This window comes from Nonomuraea phyllanthi (assembly GCF_006334985.2).
GTDB classification, from domain to species: Bacteria; Actinomycetota; Actinomycetes; order Streptosporangiales; family Streptosporangiaceae; genus Nonomuraea; species Nonomuraea phyllanthi.
Window position 1 is genome coordinate 1 of the sequence record NZ_VDLX02000017.1, and the last position, 21,770, is coordinate 21,770.

Here is a 21,770-nt window from a genome sequence, read left to right on the forward strand (position 1 = left end):
GTCCGGTGAGTGCACATGAGCGCTTCCCGGCCAGGGCCGACAGATCCCGTTGAGGACCACAAGGTCAGTCAGCCGATGGGTCAGACCCTGCCGGGAAGCGCTCATCTACATCATCACTGTCAGCCGAGGGCGCCGAGGTCGGCCGAGAGCCAGTGCTGCGGGCGCATCCTGAACGTCATGAGCGCGTGGAGGTCGGAGCCCTGCACGTAGCCCTCCACCGCGTCGGGCGGCAGGTAGCGGGAGGAGATGAGGGTCAGGTCCTCGAGCGTCGTGGGCTCGGAGCGTACGACGGGGCCTTCCACCGACACGTATCGGTAGGTCGGGCTGACCCGCTGCACCAGCATCGAGAACCGGCCCGACTTCGCGATCAGCTGGGCCTTGCGCGAGTCGCCGTCCGTCAGGAAGCGGACCTCGCCGCCGGGGACGTAGTCGTACCAGACCGGCACGGCCAGCGGCGCGCGCCCGTCGCCCGCCTCCACGGCCAGGCTCCCGATGTGCGGCTCCGCCAGGAAGGCCTCCCGCGCCGCCACGCTCAACGGCATCCCACCCACCCCCGTCCTCATCGATCTTGAACAGGTCATTCCCGTTGGGAGCGATCCCGAAAAGCCCTCACCTGGGCCTTTGCGACCTTGTGAAGCCCGGGAGGCGCCGCCCGCGCCGGGCCCCGTGCGCCATTTCGGACCGCCTCAATCGGGACGCCGCACAACGCGGCACCTTCTCGGTGGGACATGCCTTGAGCTGAAAGCCGAAGTGCGCGATCCGCGGTCTTACGGGGGTGCATACGGCCAGTGTCGGGGGGTGTCACCGACACTTTCGCCGGGCTGCGAGTGCCGGAAGCGGGATTCGAACCCGCACGCTCTGTCGAGCAGACGCTTTTGAGGCGTCCATGTCTGCCATTCCATCATTCCGGCGGATATATCCGGATTTGTCCGGACGTACGCCATACCCTACCGCCGAAGTTGATCAGCTCTAGGGCGCCAGCGTGGCTCTAATGTACCGGACATCGGTACTCTTCTGCTCGTGAGTACGCAGCGGCGAGTAGTGATCGCGGAAGACGAGGCCCTGATCCGCCTCGACCTCAAGGAGATGCTCCAGGAGGACGGCTACGTCGTCGTGGGCGAGGCCGGTGACGGCGAGCAGGCGATCCGGTTGGCTGCCGAGCTGAAACCCGACCTCGTCATCCTCGACGTGAAGATGCCCGTGCTCGACGGCATCTCGGCGGCCGAGCGGATCGTGGCCGAGCGGATCGCCCCGTGCCTGATCCTGACCGCGTTCTCCCAGCGCGACCTGGTCGAGCGGGCCAGGGACGCGGGGGCGATGGCCTACCTGGTCAAGCCGTTCACGAAGGCGGATCTGGTGCCGGCGATCGAGATGGCGGTCAGCAGGCACGAGGAGATGGTCGCGCTGGCGGCCGAGGTGTCGAGCCTGTCGGAGCGGCTGGAGACGAGGAAGCTGGTCGAGCGGGCCAAGGGCCTGCTGATGACGCAGCACGGCTGGAGCGAGCCGCAGGCGTTCCGGTGGATCCAGAAGGCGTCGATGGACCGGCGGCTGAGCATGCGTGAGGTCGCTCAGATCGTCATCGACGACGCGACCGAGCGGGGCGGCAGCTAGGTTTCGGCCGGGGTTCCGGACATTACGAAACCGTATAAAAGCCGCTTAACAACTCCCGGCCTCTCCTCTGAGCAGGCATGCTGAGCTCGGAAAACAGTGAAGGTAGATCGTTCCTTCGCTGGAGATAGGGAGAGTCTCTTTTATGATCCGCATTGCTCCAACGGGGCGCGTGCTGGCCGTCGCGGCCGCGGCGAGCCTGGCTCTGACGGCCTGTGGTGGCGGTGGTGACACGGCCGCGAAGCAGACCGAATCGGCGGCCCCGGCCTCGTCGGCGCCCGCCGCGGCGAAGGGCGATGGCGTGCTGACCCTGGGCACGGTGCTGCCGCAGACCGGTTCGCTGGCCTTCCTCGGCCCGCCCGAGTTCGCCGGCGTGGACCAGGCCGTCAAGGAGATCAACGAGGCCGGCGGCGTGCTCGGCAAGCCGATCAACAAGGTCCACACAGACTCGGGCGACACGACCACGAACATCGCCTCGCAGTCGGTGGACAAGCTGATCGCGCAGAAGGCCGACGCGATCATCGGTGCCGCGTCGTCGTCGGTGTCGGAGTCGATCATCGACAAGGTGACGGGCGCGGGCGTGGTGCAGTTCTCCCCGGCGAACACCTCCGACGCGTTCACCACCATGAACGACCAGGGGCTGTACTTCCGCACCGCCCCGCCGGACAAGCTGCAGGGCCGCGTGCTGGGTGACCTGGTCGTGGCCGACGGCAACGACACGGTCGGCATCCTGGCGATGCAGGACTCGTACGGCTCGGGCCTGGCCGACCAGGTGACCAAGACGGCCGAGGCGGCCGGGGCGACCGTCGTGGAGCGGGTGGACTACGACCCGAAGGCGGCCGACTTCTCGGCGGACGTGGCCAAGATCAAGGCCAAGAACCCGAAGGGCATCGTGCTGATCGGGTTCGAGGAGGGCGCCAAGGTCGTGGCGGAGCTGGTCAAGCAGGGGCTCACGGCCGACAAGTACAAGTGGTACATGGTGGACGGCAACATGTCGAACACCAACTACCTGAAGATGCCCAAGGGCACGCTCACCGGCGTCAAGGGCACCATTCCCGGCGCCGAGGCTCCGGACGCGTTCAGGAAGAAGCTGAAGGAACTCGACCCCAAGCTGGAGGACTTCACCTACGCCGCCGAGTCGTACGACGCCGCGAACCTGATCGCGCTGGCCGCCGAGGCGGCCAAGGACGACACGGGCAAGGCCATCGCGGGCAAGCTGGCCGAGGTCAGCAAGGGCGGCGAGAAGTGCAAGAGCTTCAAGGAGTGCGCCGACCTGCTGAAGGCCGGCAAGGACATCGACTACGACGGCGTCAGTGGCCCGGTCGAGTTCGACGCCAACGGTGACCCGGCGGTGGCGACGATCGGCGTCTACCAGTACGGCGAGGACAACAAGTACGACACCACGGCGGTGGAGTACCGCACCGGCAACATCGCGGGCTGACGCGAGAGGCCGCCGGCGGGGCGCCGGTAGCAGCGCCCCGCCTCCCGGTGGTGGTGCGCGGTCAGCCGCCGTCCAGGCCGCACGTCTTCAGCGCGTACGCGGTGAGGCGATCCTGCAGCGGCTTGGGCGGCACCACGATGACCACGCGTTCCTGCCCCCCGTCGACGGCGGCCCGTACGGGGAACTGGAAGGCCTTCTTGGCCTCGGCGAAGGCGTGCGGGTCGCAGCGGCCGGGGGTCAGCGTGATCGGCACCTCCAGCCGCTGCCGCCCGGCCGCCAGCACGCCGAGCGGCCGGTGCCCGGGCGTGACGATGTAGTGGGTGGTCCCGCCCATGTCGTTCAGCGTGACCTCCCCGTCGCCGCGGCGGGTGATCACCAGGTTGCCGTGCATGGCCTTGCCCGACTCGGTCCAGCCGGGGCCGAAGGCTATGTCGGCCGCCTCCTTGATGAGGAACTCGGAGCACTCGTCCCGCAGCAGCCTGGCCAGCAGCGGGTCGGGGTGCGGCACGTCGAAGACGACCCGGCGCGGCGCCTGGCCACCGGTGCTCACGTGCGCCACGACGGTCGCGGGCCGCACCTCGGGCAGGCGCTCGGGGGTGCAGGCGGCGGGGCCGTACGGGATCTGCAGGTCGGTGCGCTCGGTCGTGGAGATGGTGGCGTCGACCCGCCGGGGCGGGAGCGTCCGGAAGGACGGCGTGACGAGTTGCACGTCGACGAAATGGACCGGCGTGCGAGTGGTGTTTCGGACGGCCACTTCGAGGGCGTGCGCGGTCTCGTCGGAACGCCATTGCGCCAATGAGACGGATACGCCGGCGGGCGGCCGGGAGGACGGTTCCGCGGACGGCTGGGCCGGCGGCCCGGAGGGGCCGCAGCCGGCCGCGAGCACCGCCGCGACGAGGGCGAGCGTAAAGCGCTTCACCCGCCGCACATTAAGCGTTCCTGCGCAGGTCTCGTAAGTTGAGGACTGATTACGACTCCGCATCCAAGTGCCGACAGTTCCTCAGTGCATCTGGTTGGAGCGCGCGACGGTTTTGTACGTTTCCTGCATTCGTACGGGAACGCTCGGCGGTGCTGACGGATCCCGGCCTGGAAATGAAGGAGACACTTCATGATCCGCATTGCTCCCGTGGGACGGGCGCTGGCTGTCGTGGCCGCCACGAGCCTGACCCTGACAGCCTGCGGCGGTGGCGGCGACACCGCCACGCAGACGTCGCAGTCTGCCGCCCCGTCCTCGTCGGCGCCCGCCGCGGCGTCGAAGGGCGATGGCGTGCTGACCCTGGGCACGCTGCTGCCGCAGACCGGTTCGCTGGCGTTCCTCGGCCCGCCGGAGATCGCGGGAGTCAGCCTCGCCGTGAAGGAGATCAACGAGGCCGGTGGCGTGCTCAGCAAGCCGGTTACGAAGATCGACACGGACTCGGGCGACACGACGACCAACATCGCCTCGCAGTCGGTGGACAAGCTGATCGCGCAGAAGGCCGACGCGATCATCGGTGCCGCCTCGTCGTCGGTGTCGGAGTCGGTGATCGACAAGATCACGGGTGCGGGCGTGATCCAGTTCTCCCCGGCCAACACCTCGGACAAGTTCTCCACCATCAACGACCGGGGTCTCTACTTCCGCACCTCGCCGCCCGACAAGCTGCAGGGCCGCGTGCTGGGTGACCTGATCGTGTCCGACGGCAACGACACGGTCGGCATCCTGGCGATGCAGGACTCGTACGGCACGGGCCTGGCCGACCAGGTGACCAAGACCGTCACCGACGGCGGCGCCCAGGTCGTCGAGCGGGTCGACTACGACCCCAAGGCGCCCGACTTCTCGGCTGACGTGGCCAAGATCAAGGCCAAGAACCCCAAGGGCATCGTGCTGATCGGGTTCGAGGAGACGGCGAAGGTCATCGCGGAGCTGGTCAAGCAGGGTCTGCCCGCCGACGAGCACAAGTGGTACATGGTGGACGGCAACACGTCCAACACCAACTACGTGAAGATGCCCAAGGGCACGCTCACCGGCGTCAAGGGCACGATTCCCGGCGCCGCGGCCCCGGACGACTTCCAGAAGAAGCTGAAGGAGATCGACCCCAAGCTGGCGGACTTCAGCTACGCCCCCGAGTCGTACGACGCGGCCAACCTGCTGGCGCTGGCCGCCGAGTCGGCCAAGAGCGACGCCTCCGCGGACATCGCGGCCAAGCTGGCCGAGGTCAGCAAGGGCGGCGAGAAGTGCAAGAGCTTCAAGGAGTGCGCCGACCTGCTGAAGGCCGGCAAGGACATCGACTACGACGGCGTCAGCGGCCCGGTCGAGTTCAACGAGGTCGGTGACCCGGCGGTCGCCACCATCGGCATCTACCAGTACGGCGACAGCAACAAGTACGCCACCAAGGCGCTGGAGTACCGCACCGGCAACATCGCCGGCTAGCAGCCCCCCACGAAGGGCCCGGCCACGCACGTGGCCGGGCCCTTTCGTGTCCTCAGCGGCCGGGGACCCGCCGGGGTCCGTGGCTCACCGGCAGCCGGCGACGATCTCGTCGGCGGCCACGCGGTAGCGCTTGAGCAGCGCGACCTGACGCTCGCGCGGCACGTCGTTCCTGGACAGCCCCGCGGTCGTGGTCTTGACCGTCTCGACGGCCTCCTGCAGGGAGCCGGGCAGCCGGTCGCCGAACTCCAGCGTGATGCCGCGCGCCTCGGCCAGGCGGCCGATCACGGCGTCCTCGAAGTTCTGCCGGTCCTCCTGGCCCTTGGGCTCCAGCATGAGGCCGGCGTACCCGATGGCGGAGACGACGCGGGCGCACGGGCTGTCGGTGGGATCGCCGCCGGTGCTGTATTTGGCCTCGGAGGAGGCGTTGCCCTGACAGCCGACGAGAAAGACGGGAAGCATGAGCGCAACTGTTGCTAAACGTTTCACAACGCCCATTAAAGAACGGCGAAGGGGCCCCAGGGGAGCCCCTTCGCCGTGTTCGCCGCGATTTACGCCTTGGCCAGCGTGCCCAGGTAGAGCTCGATGACCTTGGGGTCGCGGGCCAGCTGCTTGCCGGTGCCGGTGTAGGCGTTGCGGCCCTGGTCGAGGACGTAGCCGCGGTGGCAGATCTGCAGGCAGCGCCGCGCGTTCTGCTCCACCATGATCACGGTGACGCCCGCCTTGTTGATCTGCTGGGCCTGGATGAACACCAGGTCCTGCAGCTTGGGCGACAGCCCGGCCGACGGCTCGTCGAGCAGCAGCACGGACGGCTCGGTCATGAGGGCCCTGGCCATCGCGACCATCTGCCGCTCGCCGCCGGACAGGGACCCCGCGCGCTGCTTGCGCCGCTCCTTGAGCGCGGGGAACAGCTCCGAGACGAACTCGAAGCGCTCCTTGAACTTCCCCGGCACCTGGAAGGCGCCCATCTCGAGGTTCTCCTCGATGGTGAGGCTGGGGAAGACGTTGTTGGTCTGCGGCACGTAGCCGACGCCGCGGGAGACCAGTGAGTGGGCCTTCATGTTCGTGATGTCCTCACCCTTGAGCAGCACGGTGCCGCTGCGGATGGTGACCAGCCCGAACATGGCCTTGAGCAGCGTCGACTTGCCGGCGCCGTTGGGGCCGATGATGCCGATCAGCTCGCCCTCTTTGACGTACAGGTCGGAGCCGTTGAGGATGTTGACGCCGGGCAGGTAGCCGGCGATCAGCTCGTCGCACCTCAGCACGGCGTCCTTGGCGCCCTCGAGGTGGGCGCCGCGGTCGGTGACGGCCGCCTTGGACTCGGGGACGGTCACTTCTGCGTCTCCTCTTCGATCTCGGCCTCCAGCGCCTCTTCCGCCTCGTGGAGCTGGCTCTCCAGATCGCTCTCGGACAGCGGCGCGTCGTGGTGGGCGCCGAGGTAGGCGTCGACCACGCGCTCGTCGGACATGATCGTCCCGGGCGGCCCCTCCGCGATGACCGCGCCCTGCGCCATGACGATCACCCAGTCGCTGATGTCACGGACCATGTCCATGTCGTGCTCCACGAACAGCACCGTCATGCCCTGCTCGCGCAGGTCCTTGACGTGGCCGAGCAGCGACTGCGTCAGCGCCGGGTTGACCCCGGCCATGGGCTCGTCGAGCATGACCAGCTCGGGCCTGACCATGAGCGCGCGGGCCATCTCCAGCAGCTTGCGCTGGCCGCCGGACAGCGATCCGGCGAAGTCGTCGAGCTTGGCGTCGAGCTTGAACCGGGTGAGCAGGTCGTAGGCCTGCATGGTGATCTGGACCTCCTGCCGGCTCCAGAGGAACGGCAGCAGCGCGCGCCAGAAGCTCTCGCCCAGCTGCCGTTGGGCGCCCAGGCGCATGTTCTCCAGCACCGTCAGGCGGGACAGCGCCTTGGTGAGCTGGAAGGTGCGCACCATGCCGGCGCGGGCCACCTTGTGGGCGGGCACGCCGTTCATGGCCCGCCCGTTGAACGTCCACGAGCCGGAGTCGGCCGTGTCGAACCCGGTGAGCTGGTTGAAGAACGTGGTCTTGCCGGCGCCGTTGGGGCCGATCAGCGCGGTGATGGAGCCGCGCTGGATCTCGAGGTGGCCGACCTCGACGGCGGTGAGGCCGCCGAAGCGGCGCACGACGTTGTCGACCACGAGGATGGGGTCGGGTTTGGGCACGCCCGGCTCGTGCGCCAGGTCCTTGAAGGCCGCCAGGGCCGCGGTCTTGCGCTCGGTAGTCGTCGCTTCTGCGGGTGTTTCAGCGTGCATCGATTGCTATCTCCCTCTTGTCACCGAAGATGCCCTGTGGCCGGAAGATGAGCAACAGGATCAAGCCGAGGCCGACCAGGATCCAGCGCAGGGCGCCGACCTGGTTGACGTCCATGAAGGTGATGTAGCCGGCGCCGACCGCCTCGGCGAGCACGCCGTAGACCAGGACGAGCAGCACCCAGAAGAGCATCGAGCCGATGACGGGGCCGAACACCCGCGCGGCGCCGCCGAGGATGACCATCGTGTACATGTAGAACGTGGTCTCGGTGCCGAAGACGTCGGGCTGCACGGAGGCGTAGGCCAGGCCGTAGATGAAGCCGCCGAGCGAGCCGATGACGCCGCCGAGCACCAGCGACTGCATCTTGTACGAGAAGACGCTCTTGCCGAGGCTGCGCACGGCGTCCTCGTCCTCGCGGATGGCCTTCAGCACGCGACCCCACGGGCTCCTCATGAGCAGGAAGACCACGCCGCAGGCCAGGGCGATCAGCACCCAGCCGACGAAGATGACCCACGTCTGCCGCGGGCTGAAGAACAGCGGCACCGGGCCGAGGTTGAAGCCGTACTGCCGCGCGGTGAAGAAGTGCTCGAAAGGGTTGATCGCGTAGAAGCCGTTGGAGAAGCCGCGCTGCCCGTCGGAGCCGCCGAAGACGTCCTTGAACGCCACCGAGCGGAAGATGAGACGCACGATCTCGGCGCCCGCGATGGTGACGATGGCCAGGTAGTCGGCGCGCAGGTGCAGGGTCGGTATGCCCATCAGGAGCGCGAGGAGCACGGCGGCGACCAGCCCCACGCCGATGCCGACCCAGAACGGCAGGCCCATGACGGTGACGGTGACCGCCAGGCCGTAGCCGGCCACGCCCATGAAGGCGGCCTGGCCGAAGTTGAGCAGGCCCGTGTAGCCGAAGTGCACGTTGAGGCCGATGGCGGCGACGCCGTACAAGACCGTCTCCACGCCCACCGCGGACTTGAGCGTGGTGCTGATGATCGTGATCCAGTCCATTCTGATCCTCCCCCGATCAGCCGATCCGCTCGCGGCGGCCCAGGATGCCCTGTGGCCGGACGAGGAGCACGATGATGAGCACGGCCAGCGCGCCGACGTTCTTGAGCTCCGGCGGCACCCAGAGGGTGGAGACCTGGATGAACAGGCCGACCACGAGCGAGCCCACCAGCGCGCCGAACGCGGTGCCGAGGCCGCCGAGCGTCACGCCGGCGAAGATGAGCAGCAGGATGTCCTGGCCCATGGTGTATTTCAGGGTCTGCGACAGACCGAGCATGACGCCGGCCAGCGCGGCGATGGCGCCGCCCATGGTCCACACGATCCGGATGACGCGGTCGACGTTGATGCCGGACGAGGCCGCGAGCGCGGGGTTGTCGGCCACGGCGCGGGCCGCCTTGCCCGTGCGGGTGCGCAGCAGCGCGATGCCGACGACGATCAGGACGGCGAGCTCGATTCCCATGGCGACGAGGTTCTTGGGGGCCGCCGAGATGGGGCCGAGCTGGATGCCGGGCTGCGCGACGTACTGCGCGTAGGCCTCGGTCTGGCCGCCGAAGAAGATCAGGAAGGCGTAGCGGAGGACGAGCGCCAGGCCGATCGAGATGATCATCATGGCGATGATGCCGGTGCCGCGCTTGCGCAGCCAGCCCCAGAACAGGCGGTCCTGCAGGTATCCGAGGACGCCGGCGACGATGACCGCGATGATGCCGGCGGGGATGAGATGCAGCCCTATGCCCACGTTGAACGCGTAGGCGAGGATCGCTCCCAAGGTGACCAGCTCCCCGTGGGAGAAGTTGGTCAGGCCGGTCGTGCCGTAGATGAGGGAGAGTCCGAGGGCCGCCAGGGCGATGATGAGGCCGAGGTTGAGCCCCTCGAAGGCGAGTTGGGCGGCCTGCTCCCACATCGAGGTCTGGCCGCCGGAGTCCTGCTGCTGCTCCTGGCCGGGGGCGCCTTTCGGCTGGAGCGCGAAGAGGACGGACGAGCAGTTGCCCTTGTAGACGGTCGGCGTGCGGACATTGTTGCCGCCACGCACTTCGGCATTCTGCGGAAGTGTGCTGACATCCAGGGTGACCTTGTACTTACCTGGTTTGTCGACGGGAACGTCCCACGTGCCCTGCGCGTTGGTTGTGACCTCCTTAACGGGTTGTCCGCTCTCGGTGGTCACGGCGATTTTGGCGCCGTTCACTGGCTGGCCTTGAAGTTTGAGTGTCCCCCTCAGTCCCTGGCAGTCGGCGGGATCCGCGTGCGCGGGTCCGGCCAGCAGGAAGATGAGTCCACCCAGGAAGGCCGTGAACGCGATCACGGCTCTGCGCAATGGTGCTCCCTCAGGTAGGTCAAGGCGGGGTTGTGCCCCTCCATCTCGACACGCGGCATCGCAGGCACACTGGGATGCTTCGGCGGGAGCTTATTCTGGTGTCGCCCGTTTCAGTATCGTTCGTCACCAATTAGTGACATGTGTGTGTCACTCATGTGAGGAAACAACAAGGCAGGTCAGGGGCTAAATCGACGGATACGCCTGGCATGTGGTGGGAACGAATGCGTAACGATCTCAGGAAAGGCTGGACGAGCCCGCGGGTCGGCCTTTGGGACCGTGCAGGGCTTCCCCGGCCGTACACGTTTTCTACTGAGCCTCCCGCGGGCCCGCATTCGGACCACCGTAGCGACCCGCGGGTGTCACGCGCAAAGGGACGGGAGTTTCACCTGTCACGGAGCATGCAGGTGAGGCGGGAGGTGCAGATCAGCTTTCCGGCCTCGTCGGTGATCTCGATCGCGTACGTCGCCAGCGTCCGTCCCCCGTGCAGCCTGGTCGCGACGCCCGTCACGTAACCGGAGGTGGCCGGGCGGTGATGGGTGGCGTTGATCTCGATCCCCACCGCGATCCGATCGGGGCCCGCGTGGATGGCGGCCGCCACCGAGCCGAGCGTCTCGGCCAGAGCCGCCGAGGCGCCGCCGTGCAGCAGTCCGTACGGCTGGGTGTTGCCCTCCACCGGCATCCGGCCCACGACCCGCTCCGGGCCCGCCTCGACGAACTCGATGCCCATGCGGTCGGCCAGCGTGCCCTCGTACGCGGCGCCGTACAGCGAGAAGTCCATGGGGTTGGTCTGCGTCAAAGGGACGTCTCCACTCTTCCGAGCTCAGGTTTTCTGTCGCAGACGCAGACTAGGCTGCGTATGTGCCGAAGAGTGAAGTGACCCCCAGCCGCCCGCGCCTGTTGCTGCTAGACGGGCATTCCCTGGCCTACCGCGCGTTCTTCGCGCTCAAGGACGCCAACCTGATGACCACCGACGGTCAGCACACCGAGGCGGTCTACGGGTTCACCTCCATGCTGACCAACGTCCTGCGCGACGAGCAGCCCACCCATGTCGCGGTGGCCTTCGACCGGTCCGAGCCGACCTTCCGCCACGAGGCGTACGCCGACTACAAGGCCAACAGGAGCGAGACGCCCGAAGACTTCCGCGGGCAGATGCAGCTCATCTTCGAGCTGCTCGACACCTTCCGGGTGCCGCGCCTGTCCAAGGCCGGCTTCGAGGCCGACGACCTCATCGCCACGCTCGCCACGCGGGCCCACGAGCAGGGCATGGACGTGCTGATCGTCACCGGCGACCGCGACGCCCTGCAACTGGTCAACGAGCACGTCACCGTCCTGATGACACGGCGCGGCATCAGCGACATGACCCGCTTCACGCCCGAGGCCGTCATGGAGAAATACGGCCTCACCCCGGTGCAATACCCCGACTTCGCCGCCCTGCGCGGCGACCCCAGCGACAACCTGCTGAGCATCCCGAGCGTGGGGGAGAAGACCGCCGCGAAGTGGGTGCGCGAATACGGCACGCTGACCGCGCTGGTCGACCGGGTCGACGAGGTCAAGGGCAAGGTAGGCGACAAGCTGCGCGAGCACGTCGCCCAGGTGCTGATGAACCGGCGGCTGACGGAGCTGATGCGCGACGTCCCGCTCGACGTCGAGCTCGGCGACCTCACGCAGGGCGTCTGGGAGCGCGAAGAGATCAACAAGCTGTTCGACAGCCTGCAGTTCCGCGGCGAGCTGCGCGAGCGGGTCTTCAAGGTGCTCGGCTCCGGCGAGAAGGAGCCCGAGCAGGGCTTCGAGGTCGAGACCGTGCTGCTCGGCCCCGACCGGGTGGCGGGCTGGCTGGCCGCGCTGCCTGAGGGCCGGGCCGGGCTCGCCTTCAAGGGCGTCTACGGCAGCGGCAGCGGCCGCATCGACGGCATCGCCGTCGCCTCGCCCGACGGCAGCGCCGCCCACATCGACCCCGTCAAGCTCACCGAGGCCGACGAGGCGGCCCTGCGGGCCTGGCTGGCCGACGACACCAAGCCCAAGGCCGTCCACGACGCCAAGGGGCCCATCCTGGCGCTCTGGGCGCAGGGCATGGAGCTGGGCGGCCTCAGCTGCGACACGGCGCTCGCCGCCTACCTGGCGATGCCCGGCCAGCGCACGTTCGCCCTCGAAGACCTCGCCAGGCGCTACCTCCACCGCGACCTGCGCGCCGAGGAGGAGGACACCGGCCAGGCCGCGCTGTTCGGCGACGACGAGGACGCCCCGGCCAAGGACCTCGCGCTGCGCGCCCACGCGGTGCGCGAGCTGGCCGAGGCGCTGGAGAGCTTCCTGGCCGGGCGCGGCGGCACCCAGCTCATGGCCGACGTCGAGCTGCCCCTGCTGGCCGTGCTGGCCGGCATGGAGCGCGCCGGCATTGCGGTCGACGGCGAATACTTCGCGGGCCTGGAGGCCGAGTTCGGCGCCGCGGTCAAGCACGCCGTGGAGGAGGCGCACCGCGTCGTCGGCGAGCAGTTCAACCTGGGCTCGCCCAAGCAGCTGCAGGAGATCCTGTTCGTCCGGCTCAACCTCCCCAAGACGAAGAAGATCAAGACCGGCTGGAGCACCGACGCCGACCAGCTCGCCTGGCTCGCCACGCAGACCGAGCACGAGCTGCCGACGATCATGCTGCGCCACCGCGACCAGCAGAAGCTGCGCACCACCGTCGAGGGCCTGATCAAGGAGATCGCCGACGACGGGCGCATCCACACCACGTTCAACCAGATCATCGCCGCCACCGGCCGGCTGTCGTCAGAGAAGCCCAACCTCCAGAACATCCCGATCCGCACCGCGGAGGGCCGCCGCATCCGGCAGGGCTTCGTGGTCGGCGAGGGCTACGAGACGCTGCTGACCGCCGACTACAGCCAGATCGAGCTGCGCATCATGGCCCACCTGTCGGGCGACGAGTCGCTGATCGAGGCCTTCGAGTCGGGCCACGACTTCCACCAGGCCACCGCCGCCAGGGTGTTCGACCTGCCGCCCGAGCAGATCGACGGCGAGCTGCGGGCGCGCATCAAGGCGATGAACTACGGCCTGGCCTACGGCCTGTCCGACTTCGGGCTCTCCGGCCAGCTCAACATCCCGGTGGCGGAGGCGCGGGCACTGAAGGAGGAGTACTTCCAGGAGTTCGGCGGCGTGCGCGACTTCCTGCAGGCCATCGTCCAGCAGGCCCGCTCCGACGGCTACACCGAGACCATCATGGGCCGCCGCCGCTACCTGCCCGACCTCACCAGCGACAACCGCCAGCGGCGCGAGATGGCCGAGCGCATGGCGCTCAACGCGCCCATCCAGGGCTCGGCCGCCGACATCATCAAGGTCGCCATGCTCAACGTGCACCAGGCGCTGCGCGAGGAGCGGCTGGCCTCGCGGATGCTGCTGCAGGTCCACGACGAGCTGGTGTTCGAGGTGGCGCCCGGCGAGCTGGAGCGGCTCACGCAGCTCGTGTGCGACCAGATGAACGCCGCCTACCGCCTCCGGGTCCCGCTGGAGGTCTCCGTGGGCGTCGGCCGCACCTGGGAGGACGCCGGCCACTGATCCTTTGGGAAAAATCTGGACTAACCTGGAGGTACCTTCACCCGAGCGGCCGGGAGTTCTGTGCGGATGTCAGCCCGCCCCACAGCGTCCCCCACGGCGTCCCCCAAGGTGTCCTCCAAGGCGTCCTCGACGGCGTTCCTCGCGCGGATCATCGGCCTCGCCAACGTCCTGGTGGTCACCGCCGCCGTCGTCGGCCTGCGCCTGTTACCGGACGAGGGGCGGCCGCACGCCAGGCCCGACGACTCGGCTGAGATCCAGGCCGGCGTGGCGCAGCCGACCCCGTCCCCGGTGGGCGAGCCGCCGGGCGTGGTCTCCACGCCCGAGTTCGCCCGCCAGGTGCGCGCCAACGAGGCCGGGCTGGTGCCGGTGCTGATGTACCACCGGATCGTCGCCAAGCGGCTGGCCTCGATCGACCGCACGCCGGACCAGCTCAGGAAGGAGCTGGAGAAGCTGGCCAGGCAGGGCTACGTGCCGATCACGGCCGCCGACTTCGTGGCCGGCGACATCCGGGTGCCGGCGGGCAAGTTCCCCGTGGTGCTGACGTTCGACGACGGCGACCCGAGCCACTTCGCGCTCGACGCCGCCGGCAACCCCGAGCCCGACACGGCCGTCGGCGTCATCCAGGCGGTGGCCAGGAAATATCCCTCGTTCCGCCCCGTCGCCACGTTCTGGGTGCACAAGCAGCCGTTCGGGCTGATCGACCGGGAGTCCCAGGAGGTCGCCGTGAAGTGGCTGGTCGGCCACGGCTACGAGGTGGCCAATCACACCTGGTCCCACCCTGATCTGCGCAGGCTGGGCAAGAAGAAGGTCAGCGAGCAGATCGTCAGGATCGAGCGGCTGATCAGGAAGCTCGGCGCGCCGCCCTCCACCACCATGGCGTTACCGTACGGGTCGCTGCCGCGGCCCAAGAAGCTCGCCAGGACCGGGTCCTGGGACGGAACCAGGTATGATTTCGCGGGCGTCTTCCTCGCGGGAGCCGAGCCGTCGCTTTCGCCCTACGCGAAAAAGTTCGACAGGGGAGCGATCCAGCGCATCCAGAGCAACGGCAAGAAGGGCGAGTGCCGCAAGTGGTGCTCGCAATACTGGCTGGAGTGGCTGGACAAGCATCCCCGCGAGCGCTACGTCTCCGACGGCGACCCCGCCCGGATCTCCATACCGGAGAAACTTCGGGGTAATATCGTCGCCAAGCGAGGGCTCCAGGTCATCGCCTACTGACGGCTCTCCGGATTGACCCCGTGGCGATGGTCTCATATGCTGATCGCTGCGCTGTGGGCTCGCGCGCGCCTCAGACGGAGCGGGCTCGCGCTCGGTCACGTCGATGTCGTAATTCCTCGGCTTGATGCGGAAGAGGGCCTGCCGCGCATCCGCCACATCGACATCCTGTCCGCGTTCGGAGCAATTCCACACATGACGTCCAGCACTGAGGCCACCTCGAGCACCCCGCAGGTAGCGGTCAACGACATCGGGTCCGAGGAAGCCTTCCTCGCGGCGATCGACGAGACCATCAAGTATTTCAACGACGGCGACATCGTCGAGGGCACCGTCGTCAAGGTCGATCGAGACGAGGTTCTTCTCGATATCGGCTACAAGACCGAGGGTGTCATCCCCTCGCGTGAGCTTTCGATCAAGCACGATGTCGACCCTGCTGACGTCGTGGAGGTCGGGGAGCACGTCGAAGCCCTGGTTCTCCAGAAGGAGGACAAAGAGGGCCGCCTGATCCTGTCCAAGAAGCGCGCCCAGTACGAGCGCGCCTGGGGCACGATCGAGAAGATCAAGGACGAGGACGGCATCGTCACCGGCACCGTCATCGAGGTCGTCAAGGGTGGTCTCATCCTCGACATCGGCCTCCGTGGCTTCCTCCCGGCGTCCCTGGTCGAGATGCGCCGTGTCCGCGACCTGCAGCCGTACGTCGGGCGCGAGCTCGAAGCCAAGATCATCGAGCTCGACAAGAACCGCAACAACGTGGTCCTGTCGCGCCGTGCCTGGCTCGAGCAGACGCAGTCCGAGGTCCGCCAGACCTTCCTCAACACCCTCCAGAAGGGCCAGGTCCGCAAGGGCGTCGTCTCCTCGATCGTCAACTTCGGCGCCTTCGTCGACCTCGGTGGGGTCGACGGTCTGGTCCACGTGTCCGAGCTGTCCTGGAAGCACATCGACCACCCGTCCGAGGTCGTCGAGGTCGGCCAGGAGGTCACGGTCGAGGTCCTCGACGTCGACATGGAGCGCGAGCGCGTCTCCCTGTCGCTCAAGGCCACCCAGGAAGACCCGTGGCAGCAGTTCGCCCGCACCCACCAGATCGGCCAGGTCGTGCCGGGCCGCGTCACCAAGCTGGTGCCGTTCGGCGCGTTCGTCCGGGTCGAGGAGGGCATCGAGGGCCTGGTCCACATCTCCGAGCTGGCCGAGCGCCACGTGGAGATCCCGGAGCAGGTCGTCCAGGTCGGCGACGAGATCTTCGTCAAGATCATCGACATCGATCTCGACCGTCGCCGCATCAGCCTCTCGCTGAAGCAGGCCAACGAGGGCGTCGGCGCCGAGGTCGAGTTCGACCCGACCCTCTACGGCATGGCGGCCACCTACGACGACCAGGGCAACTACATCTACCCCGAGGGCTTCGACCCGGAGACCGGGGAGTGGCTCGAGGGCTTCGACAAGCAGCGCGAGGAGTGGGAGCGGCAGTACGCCGAGGCCCAGCAGCGCTTCGAGGCCCACAAGAAGCAGATCGAGGAGGCCCGCAAGGCCGAGGCGGAGGCGGGCGAGGCCGCGCCGTCCTCCTACAGCGGCGAGTCGCAGGCCCAGTCGGGCGGCTCCTCGTCGTCCCCGGCCGGGGGCGCCCTCGCCTCCGACGAGGCTCTCGCCGCCCTGCGGGAGAAGCTCGCCGGCGGCCAGAGCTGACATCGTCCGGCTCTGACTGAGGCTTCACCTGGAAGGCCCCGCACCATGCCCGGTGCGGGGCCTTCCGCATGTCCGGACCACCTGGCGAATGCGGAAAGAACCTTGCCGCATCGCCTCCTAGCGTGGTGCCCATGGACGAGATCAACCCCTTTCGCATCGACGTCCCGCAGGCGGACCTCGACGACCTCCGGGAGCGGCTGCGGCGTACCAGGTGGGCGCGGCAGCTGCCCGGCGGGTGGAGCCGCGGCGTGCCCGTCGCCTACCTGAAAGAGCTGGCCGACTACTGGGCCGGCGCGTACGACTGGCGGGCGCAGGAGGCCAGGCTCAACGCGTACCCGCAGTTCACCACCGCCATCGACGGCCAGACCGTGCACTTCCTGCACGCGCGCTCGCCCGAGCCGCACGCCCTGCCGCTGATCGTCACGCACAGCTGGCCCAGCTCCGTCGCCGAGTACCTCGACGTCATCGGCCCTCTCACCGACCCCCGCGCGCACGGGCTCGACCCCGGCGTCGCCTTCCACGTCGTGGCGCCGTCGCTGCCCGGCTTCGGCTTCTCGCCGTTCCCCGAGCCGGCCGACGAGCGGCCCTGGAGCATCGAGCGGGTGGCCCGCACGTGGGCCGAGCTCATGCGCCGGCTCGGATACGAGCGGTACGGCGCGCACGGCAACGACGCGGGGGCCATGGTCACGCCCCAGCTGGCCGCGCTGGACGGCGAGCACGTGGCCGGCTCGCTCATCACCGCCGGGCTCGGCGTGCCCACCGGCGACCCCGCGCAGCTCGAAGGGGCCGGCGAGGAGGAGCTGGCCGAGCTGAAGGAGATGGCCGCGCGGATGGCCGGAGGCAGCGGGTACGGCCCCTACCTGGCCGCCAGGCCGCAGACGCTCGCGCACGGGTTCGCCGACTCGCCGGTGGCGCAGCTGGCGTACCTGGTGGAGCGGTTCAAGGAGTTCGACGGATGGGGGTCGGGCGCCGAGCCGATCGGGCGCGACCAGGTGCTCACCAACGCCACGATCTACTGGCTGACCGGCACCGGCGGGTCGTCGTCCTGGACGTACTACGAGGGCGCCGCCGGGCTGCCCGTGAACCAGCGCGCGGTGCCCTCCGGCGTGACCCACGGCGGGCCCCCGGTGATGCGGCGCATCGCCGAGCGCGACAACGACCTCGTCTACTGGGGAGACGCGCGGAGTCCCAGTCACATGGTGGCGATGGCGGCGCCCGATGGGCTGGTGGCCGGCATACGCGCATTTTTCCGGGCGATCCGCTGAGCGAGCCGGAGATTTTACCTTGGGGCCGTCGCGTGCCCCCCTCCCGCCGGGCCTGACGCTGCCAGACTGACCTGCGCCGTCGACACGTACGACTCTCGGGGAGACGCGGTGGGCAAGGCTCAGCGGGTGACCATCCTGGCGACGGCCGCGCTGGCGGCCGCGGCGGCCGTCTCACCGGCGGCCGGCGGAGCCTCCCTCAAGGCGGCGGGCGCCGGAGCCCACGCGGAGAGCGGCAGGGCCCATGCGGAGAGCGGCAGGGCTCCTGTGGCGAGTGGGCGGGCTCCTGGGGCGAGCGGCGGCCGAGCGGTGCGGACGGCGGCGCGCGGATCTACGGCGCGCGCGTTCGGTGGCGGGGGCGCCGCGGCCCTGTCCCTTCCCCCGTGGCTGGACTGCGGCGACGGGTTGCAGTGCGCCAAGCTGCCGGTGCCCGTCGACTGGTCGGCCCCCGACGGTCCCCGTACCGAGATCGACCTGGCCCGGATGCCCGCGCGGGACCCGGGCCGCACCCTCGGCGCCCTCATGGTCAACCTCGGCGACGGCTCCACCATCCAGGCGGTACGCGCCCGGCCCGACACCGTGAGCGAGCTGACCCGGTGGTTCGACGTGGTGCTGGTCGAGGCGCGCGGCTTCGGCGACCGGGGGAGCGCGGCCATGCTGGCCTGCCCCGTGGCCCAGCCCGACCCCCGGCGGCTGCTCCTGGCGCCCGGAGAGCGCGCGTGGCGCCGCTACGCCCGCGACAACGCCGCCTACGACGACAGCTGCCGGGCCGCCGCCGGACCCGCCTACGACGGGCTCGCGTCCTGGCAGGTCGCCCACGACCTCGACGCCGTACGCGCCGCGCTTGGCGAGCCCCGGCTGCGCTACCTCGGTTCCTCCTACGGCGCCGTGTACGGGAAGGCGTACCTGGAGCTGTTCCCGGACACGGCCGGGCGCATGTACCTCGAAGGCGGCCCCGACCACACCGAGGCCGGCCTGGAGCGGAGGGTGACGGCGCAGGCGCGGGCGGCCGAGCGGCGGCTGTTCGCCTTCCGCGACTGGTGCCGGGCGCGGCGGGGCTGCCCGCTCGGCCACGACGACGCCGTCGCGGTCCTCGCCGACCTGCGCCGCCGCACGCCGCTGAACGCCGGCCCCGGGCACCTGGTGAAGACCAGGCGGCTGCTGGCCGCCGTCTATGCCGGGCTCGTCCCGGAGCGCTGGCCGCAGCTCGCCCAGGCCATGTCCGCGGCCAGGGAGGGCGACGCGGCCGCACTGGCCGCGATGGCGGACGTGGCCGCGCCGGCGCCGCCCGGGACGGTCACCGGCATCCTGTACTGCCACGACTTCGTGCCCGACGTGCCGAGCGACCCGCTGGTCCACGCCATGGAGGCGCGGCTGCGGAAGGTCGCGCCCCGGATCGGGTGGCTGGCCGCCCGGCAGGAGCTCGCACGCTGCCTGGGCCTGCCGCGCGGAGTCGCGCCGAGTTGGCCCCCGCACGCGCCCGGCCCGCGCAACGGCCCCCGGGCGCTGGTCGGGATCGGCCGCCTGGACGTCGCCGCCCACCCGGCCCCGCGGATCCCCGGCACGCGGGTGCTGTGGCACGGCGACGGATCCGGCGCGTACCTGCTCCAGGGCGTGAGCAGGCTCCGCGCGACCTGCCTGCGCACGCGCGTGCACAACTACCTGGTCAACGGCGTGCTGCCGGAGCGCGGCGCCTCCTGCCCCGCCGAGCTGACCGCGACCCTCTGATCGGCGGTAAGGTGCTGCTCGTGCAGATCGAAAGGGCACGCGCGGCCGACGCGGGCGAGATCCTCACCGTCCAGCGGGCGGCCTACGTGAGCGAGGCCCAGCTGTACGGCGATCCGTACATCCCGCCGCTCGTCGAGTCGCTCGAACAGGTCCGCAAGATCATCGAGAGCGCCGTCATGCTCAAGGCGCTCGACGCGGGCCGGGTCGTCGGGGCCGTGCGCGGGCAGGTGTCCGGCACCACCTGCCTGGTCGGCCGCCTCGTCGTCGCGCCCGACCACCAGGGCCGGGGCATCGGCACGGCGCTGCTTGCGGCGCTGCACGAGGCGGTGCCGGAGGCGCGGGCGTTCGACCTGTTCACCGGGCACCTGTCGGAGGCCAACCTCAGGCTCTACCGCCGCCTCGGCTACCGCGAGACGCGCCGGGAGCGGATGGACGACCACCTCACGCTGATCCACCTGCGCAGGCAGCAGGACCCGGCGACCCCGTAGGCTTTGCCCGTGTTGAAAATAGGGCTCACGGGCGGCATCGGATCCGGCAAGAGCGAGGTGGCCAGGCGGCTCGCGGCCAAGGGCGCCGTCGTCATCGACGCCGACCGCATCGCGCGCGAGGTGGTCGAGCCGGGCACGCCGGGGCTGGCCAGGGTGGTGGCCGCGTTCGGTGACGGCGTGCTGCGTCCCGACGGCTCGCTCGACAGGGAACGGCTCGGCTCCATCGTCTTCGCCGACTCCGAGCGGCTGGCGGCGCTCAACGCGATCGTGCACCCGCTGGTGGGGGAGCGGGTGGCCGAGCTGCAGAGCCAGGCGGCCGACGACGCGATCAGCGTCTACGACGTGCCGCTGCTGGCGGAGAACAACCTGGCCCCCCTGTACGACGTGGTGATCGTGGTCGACGCGGCCGACGAGGTGCGCCTCAGGCGGCTGGCCGAGCACCGGGGCATGCCGGAGGCCGACGCCAAGGCCCGCATCGCCGCCCAGGCGAGCCGCGAGGAACGGCTGGCCGTGGCCGACGTCGTGATCCCGAACGAGGGCACGCTGGAGGAGCTGGACGCCCGCGTGGACGAGGTCTGGGAAGACCTGACCAGACGCGCCGCCCGCGGCTGACTGGCGCGGCCGCCCGCGGCTGACTGGCGCGGCCGCTTGCGCTCGACCGGACGCGTAGCCCGGAGCCGACGGCCCTCCCGGGGCTGGCTGGAGCGGCCGCCCGCGTTTGAACCTGAGGCGCAGCCTGCGGCTGACCAGAGCGGCCGCTTGCGCGTCGACCGGACGCGTCGCCATGAGCCGATGGTCGACCCACCGGGGCTGGCTGGCGCGACTGCCTGCGGCTGATGGGTCGTGCTGTCTGGGTTGACGATTGGGCCCCGCGCTGGACCGGGCGCGCCTCCTGGAACTGGCTGGTCGGGTCGCCGGGGTGAGCGGGCGCCGCACGCGCCGATGGGGCGGTCAGGGATGAGCGGGGTCATCGAGGGTCGCCGAGCAGGTGGCGGGTGCGCTCGTAGAGGCGGCGGGCGTTGCCCGGGTCGAGGGTCGGCAGGGACGGGTCCACCGGGGTGCGCCGGTCGTAGGCCAGCAGTCCCTTGCCCGGCGGGTCGTCCATGAGCTCGATGATCGGCTGGATGCTGACGTCCACCGGCTGGGCCATGAGCTTGGCGAGCAGCTTGACGATTGTCTTGGCGGGCTGCGCCAGGGTGGCCGTGCCGCTGTCGGTGAAACCGGGGTGGTGCAGCAGGTATCGGGTGCGCCCGCCCGGATGGTTGGCGGCGTACGCGACGCCCAGCAGGTCGGTGGCGCGCCCGCCCTGCAGCATGGCCTTGACCGGGCCGTAGCCGCGCTTCAGCGACAGGTCGTCCCAGTGGATCGCGCCCTTGGTGACGCCGACGCCGCAGACGTTCACGATCATCGGTAGCTCGGCCGTCTCCAGCAGGTCCGTCAGGCCGTAGCCGAGCAGGAAGCGGCTGACGTAGTAGAGCGCGAAGGTGGCCTCGAAGCCGTCCGGGGTCTCGACCCGGCGGGGGAAGTGGCGGAGCGCGGTCAGGACGAGCCCGTCCAGGACATCGTGCCGCTCCTTGATCTCCTCGATGACCCGTACGTTCGCCGCCACCGACGTGAGGTCGGCCTGGACGAACGCGGCCCGATCCCCGGCGCCCGAGCGTGCGGCCTCGTCGAGGAGCAGCCGCCCCTTCACGGGGTCGCTGCCCACGACCGTCACCTGGTCGCCCCGGCGCAGGAAGTGCAGGGCCAGCCCACGCCCCATTCCCGTCGTGCCGCCCGCCACAACATATGTCCGCATATGTCGTCTCCTA

At 69.7% G+C, this 21,770-nt stretch carries 19 protein-coding genes and 1 tRNA gene; 10 read left to right on the forward strand and 10 right to left on the reverse strand.

Translation table 11 applies throughout. The features are described from left to right. Nucleotides 1-119 precede the first annotated feature (119 nt). Nucleotides 120-542, reverse strand: a complete 423-nt coding sequence (locus FH608_RS36325) for a pyridoxamine 5'-phosphate oxidase family protein (protein ID WP_139634926.1) — start codon at nt 540-542, stop codon at nt 120-122. Nucleotides 543-828: 286 nt separating this feature from the next. Beyond that, nucleotides 829-911: transfer RNA gene (locus FH608_RS36330), tRNA-Leu, on the reverse strand. A 109-nt stretch (nt 912-1,020) separates the two neighbouring features. Here FH608_RS36330 and FH608_RS36335 point away from each other — a divergent pair. Continuing rightward, nucleotides 1,021-1,611: an ANTAR domain-containing response regulator gene (locus FH608_RS36335; RefSeq protein ID WP_226900216.1), complete on the forward strand. Its 591-nt coding sequence runs from the start codon at nt 1,021-1,023 to the stop codon at nt 1,609-1,611. Nucleotides 1,612-1,753: 142 nt separating this feature from the next. Beyond that, a complete protein-coding gene (locus FH608_RS36340; protein WP_139634927.1) occupies nt 1,754-3,049 on the forward strand; it encodes an ABC transporter substrate-binding protein in 1,296 nt (431 codons plus the stop codon). A 61-nt stretch (nt 3,050-3,110) separates the two neighbouring features. Here FH608_RS36340 and FH608_RS36345 read toward each other — a convergent pair whose 3' ends face one another. Then, nucleotides 3,111-3,968 (reverse strand): hypothetical protein, encoded by an 858-nt coding sequence (locus FH608_RS36345; RefSeq protein WP_139634928.1) that lies wholly within the window; start codon nt 3,966-3,968, stop codon nt 3,111-3,113. A gap of 189 nt (nt 3,969-4,157) precedes the next feature. Between FH608_RS36345 and FH608_RS36350 the strand changes: the two genes are divergently transcribed. Beyond that, nucleotides 4,158-5,456 (forward strand): ABC transporter substrate-binding protein, encoded by a 1,299-nt coding sequence (locus FH608_RS36350; RefSeq protein ID WP_139634929.1) that lies wholly within the window; start codon nt 4,158-4,160, stop codon nt 5,454-5,456. Nucleotides 5,457-5,540: 84 nt separating this feature from the next. Here FH608_RS36350 and FH608_RS36355 read toward each other — a convergent pair whose 3' ends face one another. From FH608_RS36355 to FH608_RS36380, 6 genes are all read right to left on the reverse strand, one after another. Then, the gene (locus FH608_RS36355; RefSeq protein ID WP_139634930.1) at nt 5,541-5,915 is read right to left on the reverse strand and encodes a hypothetical protein; all 375 of its coding nucleotides are present in this window, start codon (nt 5,913-5,915) and stop codon (nt 5,541-5,543) included. 89 nt (nt 5,916-6,004) lie between these two features. Next, nucleotides 6,005-6,787 carry an ABC transporter ATP-binding protein gene (locus FH608_RS36360; RefSeq protein ID WP_139634931.1) on the reverse strand — a complete coding sequence of 261 codons (783 nt, stop codon included), beginning with the start codon at nt 6,785-6,787 and terminating at the stop codon, nt 6,005-6,007. After that, a complete protein-coding gene (locus FH608_RS36365; protein ID WP_139634932.1) occupies nt 6,784-7,734 on the reverse strand; it encodes an ABC transporter ATP-binding protein in 951 nt (316 codons plus the stop codon). The genes FH608_RS36360 and FH608_RS36365 overlap by 4 nt, the downstream gene beginning before the upstream one ends. Next, the gene (locus FH608_RS36370) at nt 7,724-8,734 is read right to left on the reverse strand and encodes a branched-chain amino acid ABC transporter permease (RefSeq protein ID WP_139634933.1); all 1,011 of its coding nucleotides are present in this window, start codon (nt 8,732-8,734) and stop codon (nt 7,724-7,726) included. Before FH608_RS36370 ends, FH608_RS36365 begins: the two co-directional genes overlap by 11 nt. Nucleotides 8,735-8,750: 16 nt before the next feature. Beyond that, nucleotides 8,751-9,761 carry a branched-chain amino acid ABC transporter permease gene (locus FH608_RS36375; protein WP_226900217.1) on the reverse strand — a complete coding sequence of 337 codons (1,011 nt, stop codon included), beginning with the start codon at nt 9,759-9,761 and terminating at the stop codon, nt 8,751-8,753. Nucleotides 9,762-10,425: 664 nt separating this feature from the next. Then, complete coding sequence (locus tag FH608_RS36380) at nt 10,426-10,821, reverse strand: PaaI family thioesterase (RefSeq protein ID WP_139635124.1); 396 nt, start codon at nt 10,819-10,821, stop codon at nt 10,426-10,428. A gap of 80 nt (nt 10,822-10,901) precedes the next feature. Here FH608_RS36380 and polA point away from each other — a divergent pair, with 80 nt between their 5' ends. The 7 genes from polA to coaE all read left to right on the forward strand — a co-directional run bounded on the left by polA (nt 10,902) and on the right by coaE (nt 20,571). Continuing rightward, a complete protein-coding gene (gene polA, locus FH608_RS36385) occupies nt 10,902-13,592 on the forward strand; it encodes a DNA polymerase I (RefSeq protein ID WP_139634934.1) in 2,691 nt (896 codons plus the stop codon). A gap of 66 nt (nt 13,593-13,658) precedes the next feature. Continuing rightward, nucleotides 13,659-14,807, forward strand: coding sequence for a polysaccharide deacetylase family protein (locus FH608_RS36390; protein ID WP_193318827.1), 1,149 nt, complete (start codon nt 13,659-13,661; stop codon nt 14,805-14,807). 192 nt (nt 14,808-14,999) lie between these two features. Beyond that, nucleotides 15,000-16,481 (forward strand): 30S ribosomal protein S1, encoded by a 1,482-nt coding sequence (gene rpsA / locus FH608_RS36395; RefSeq protein ID WP_139634935.1) that lies wholly within the window; start codon nt 15,000-15,002, stop codon nt 16,479-16,481. Between the two features lie 131 nt (nt 16,482-16,612). Beyond that, the gene (locus FH608_RS36400) at nt 16,613-17,746 is read left to right on the forward strand and encodes an epoxide hydrolase family protein (RefSeq protein ID WP_139634936.1); all 1,134 of its coding nucleotides are present in this window, start codon (nt 16,613-16,615) and stop codon (nt 17,744-17,746) included. A 108-nt stretch (nt 17,747-17,854) separates the two neighbouring features. Further along, the gene (locus FH608_RS36405) at nt 17,855-19,471 is read left to right on the forward strand and encodes an alpha/beta fold hydrolase (protein WP_139634937.1); all 1,617 of its coding nucleotides are present in this window, start codon (nt 17,855-17,857) and stop codon (nt 19,469-19,471) included. 14 nt (nt 19,472-19,485) lie between these two features. Continuing rightward, nucleotides 19,486-19,959: a GNAT family N-acetyltransferase gene (locus FH608_RS36410; RefSeq protein ID WP_394367723.1), complete on the forward strand. Its 474-nt coding sequence runs from the start codon at nt 19,486-19,488 to the stop codon at nt 19,957-19,959. Nucleotides 19,960-19,968: 9 nt separating this feature from the next. Further along, nucleotides 19,969-20,571 carry a dephospho-CoA kinase gene (coaE, locus tag FH608_RS36415; protein WP_139634938.1) on the forward strand — a complete coding sequence of 201 codons (603 nt, stop codon included), beginning with the start codon at nt 19,969-19,971 and terminating at the stop codon, nt 20,569-20,571. Between the two features lie 355 nt (nt 20,572-20,926). On the opposite strand, the gene FH608_RS36420 is transcribed toward coaE, so the two are convergent. Beyond that, nucleotides 20,927-21,757 carry an SDR family NAD(P)-dependent oxidoreductase gene (locus FH608_RS36420; protein ID WP_139634939.1) on the reverse strand — a complete coding sequence of 277 codons (831 nt, stop codon included), beginning with the start codon at nt 21,755-21,757 and terminating at the stop codon, nt 20,927-20,929. Nucleotides 21,758-21,770: the final 13 nt, after the last annotated feature.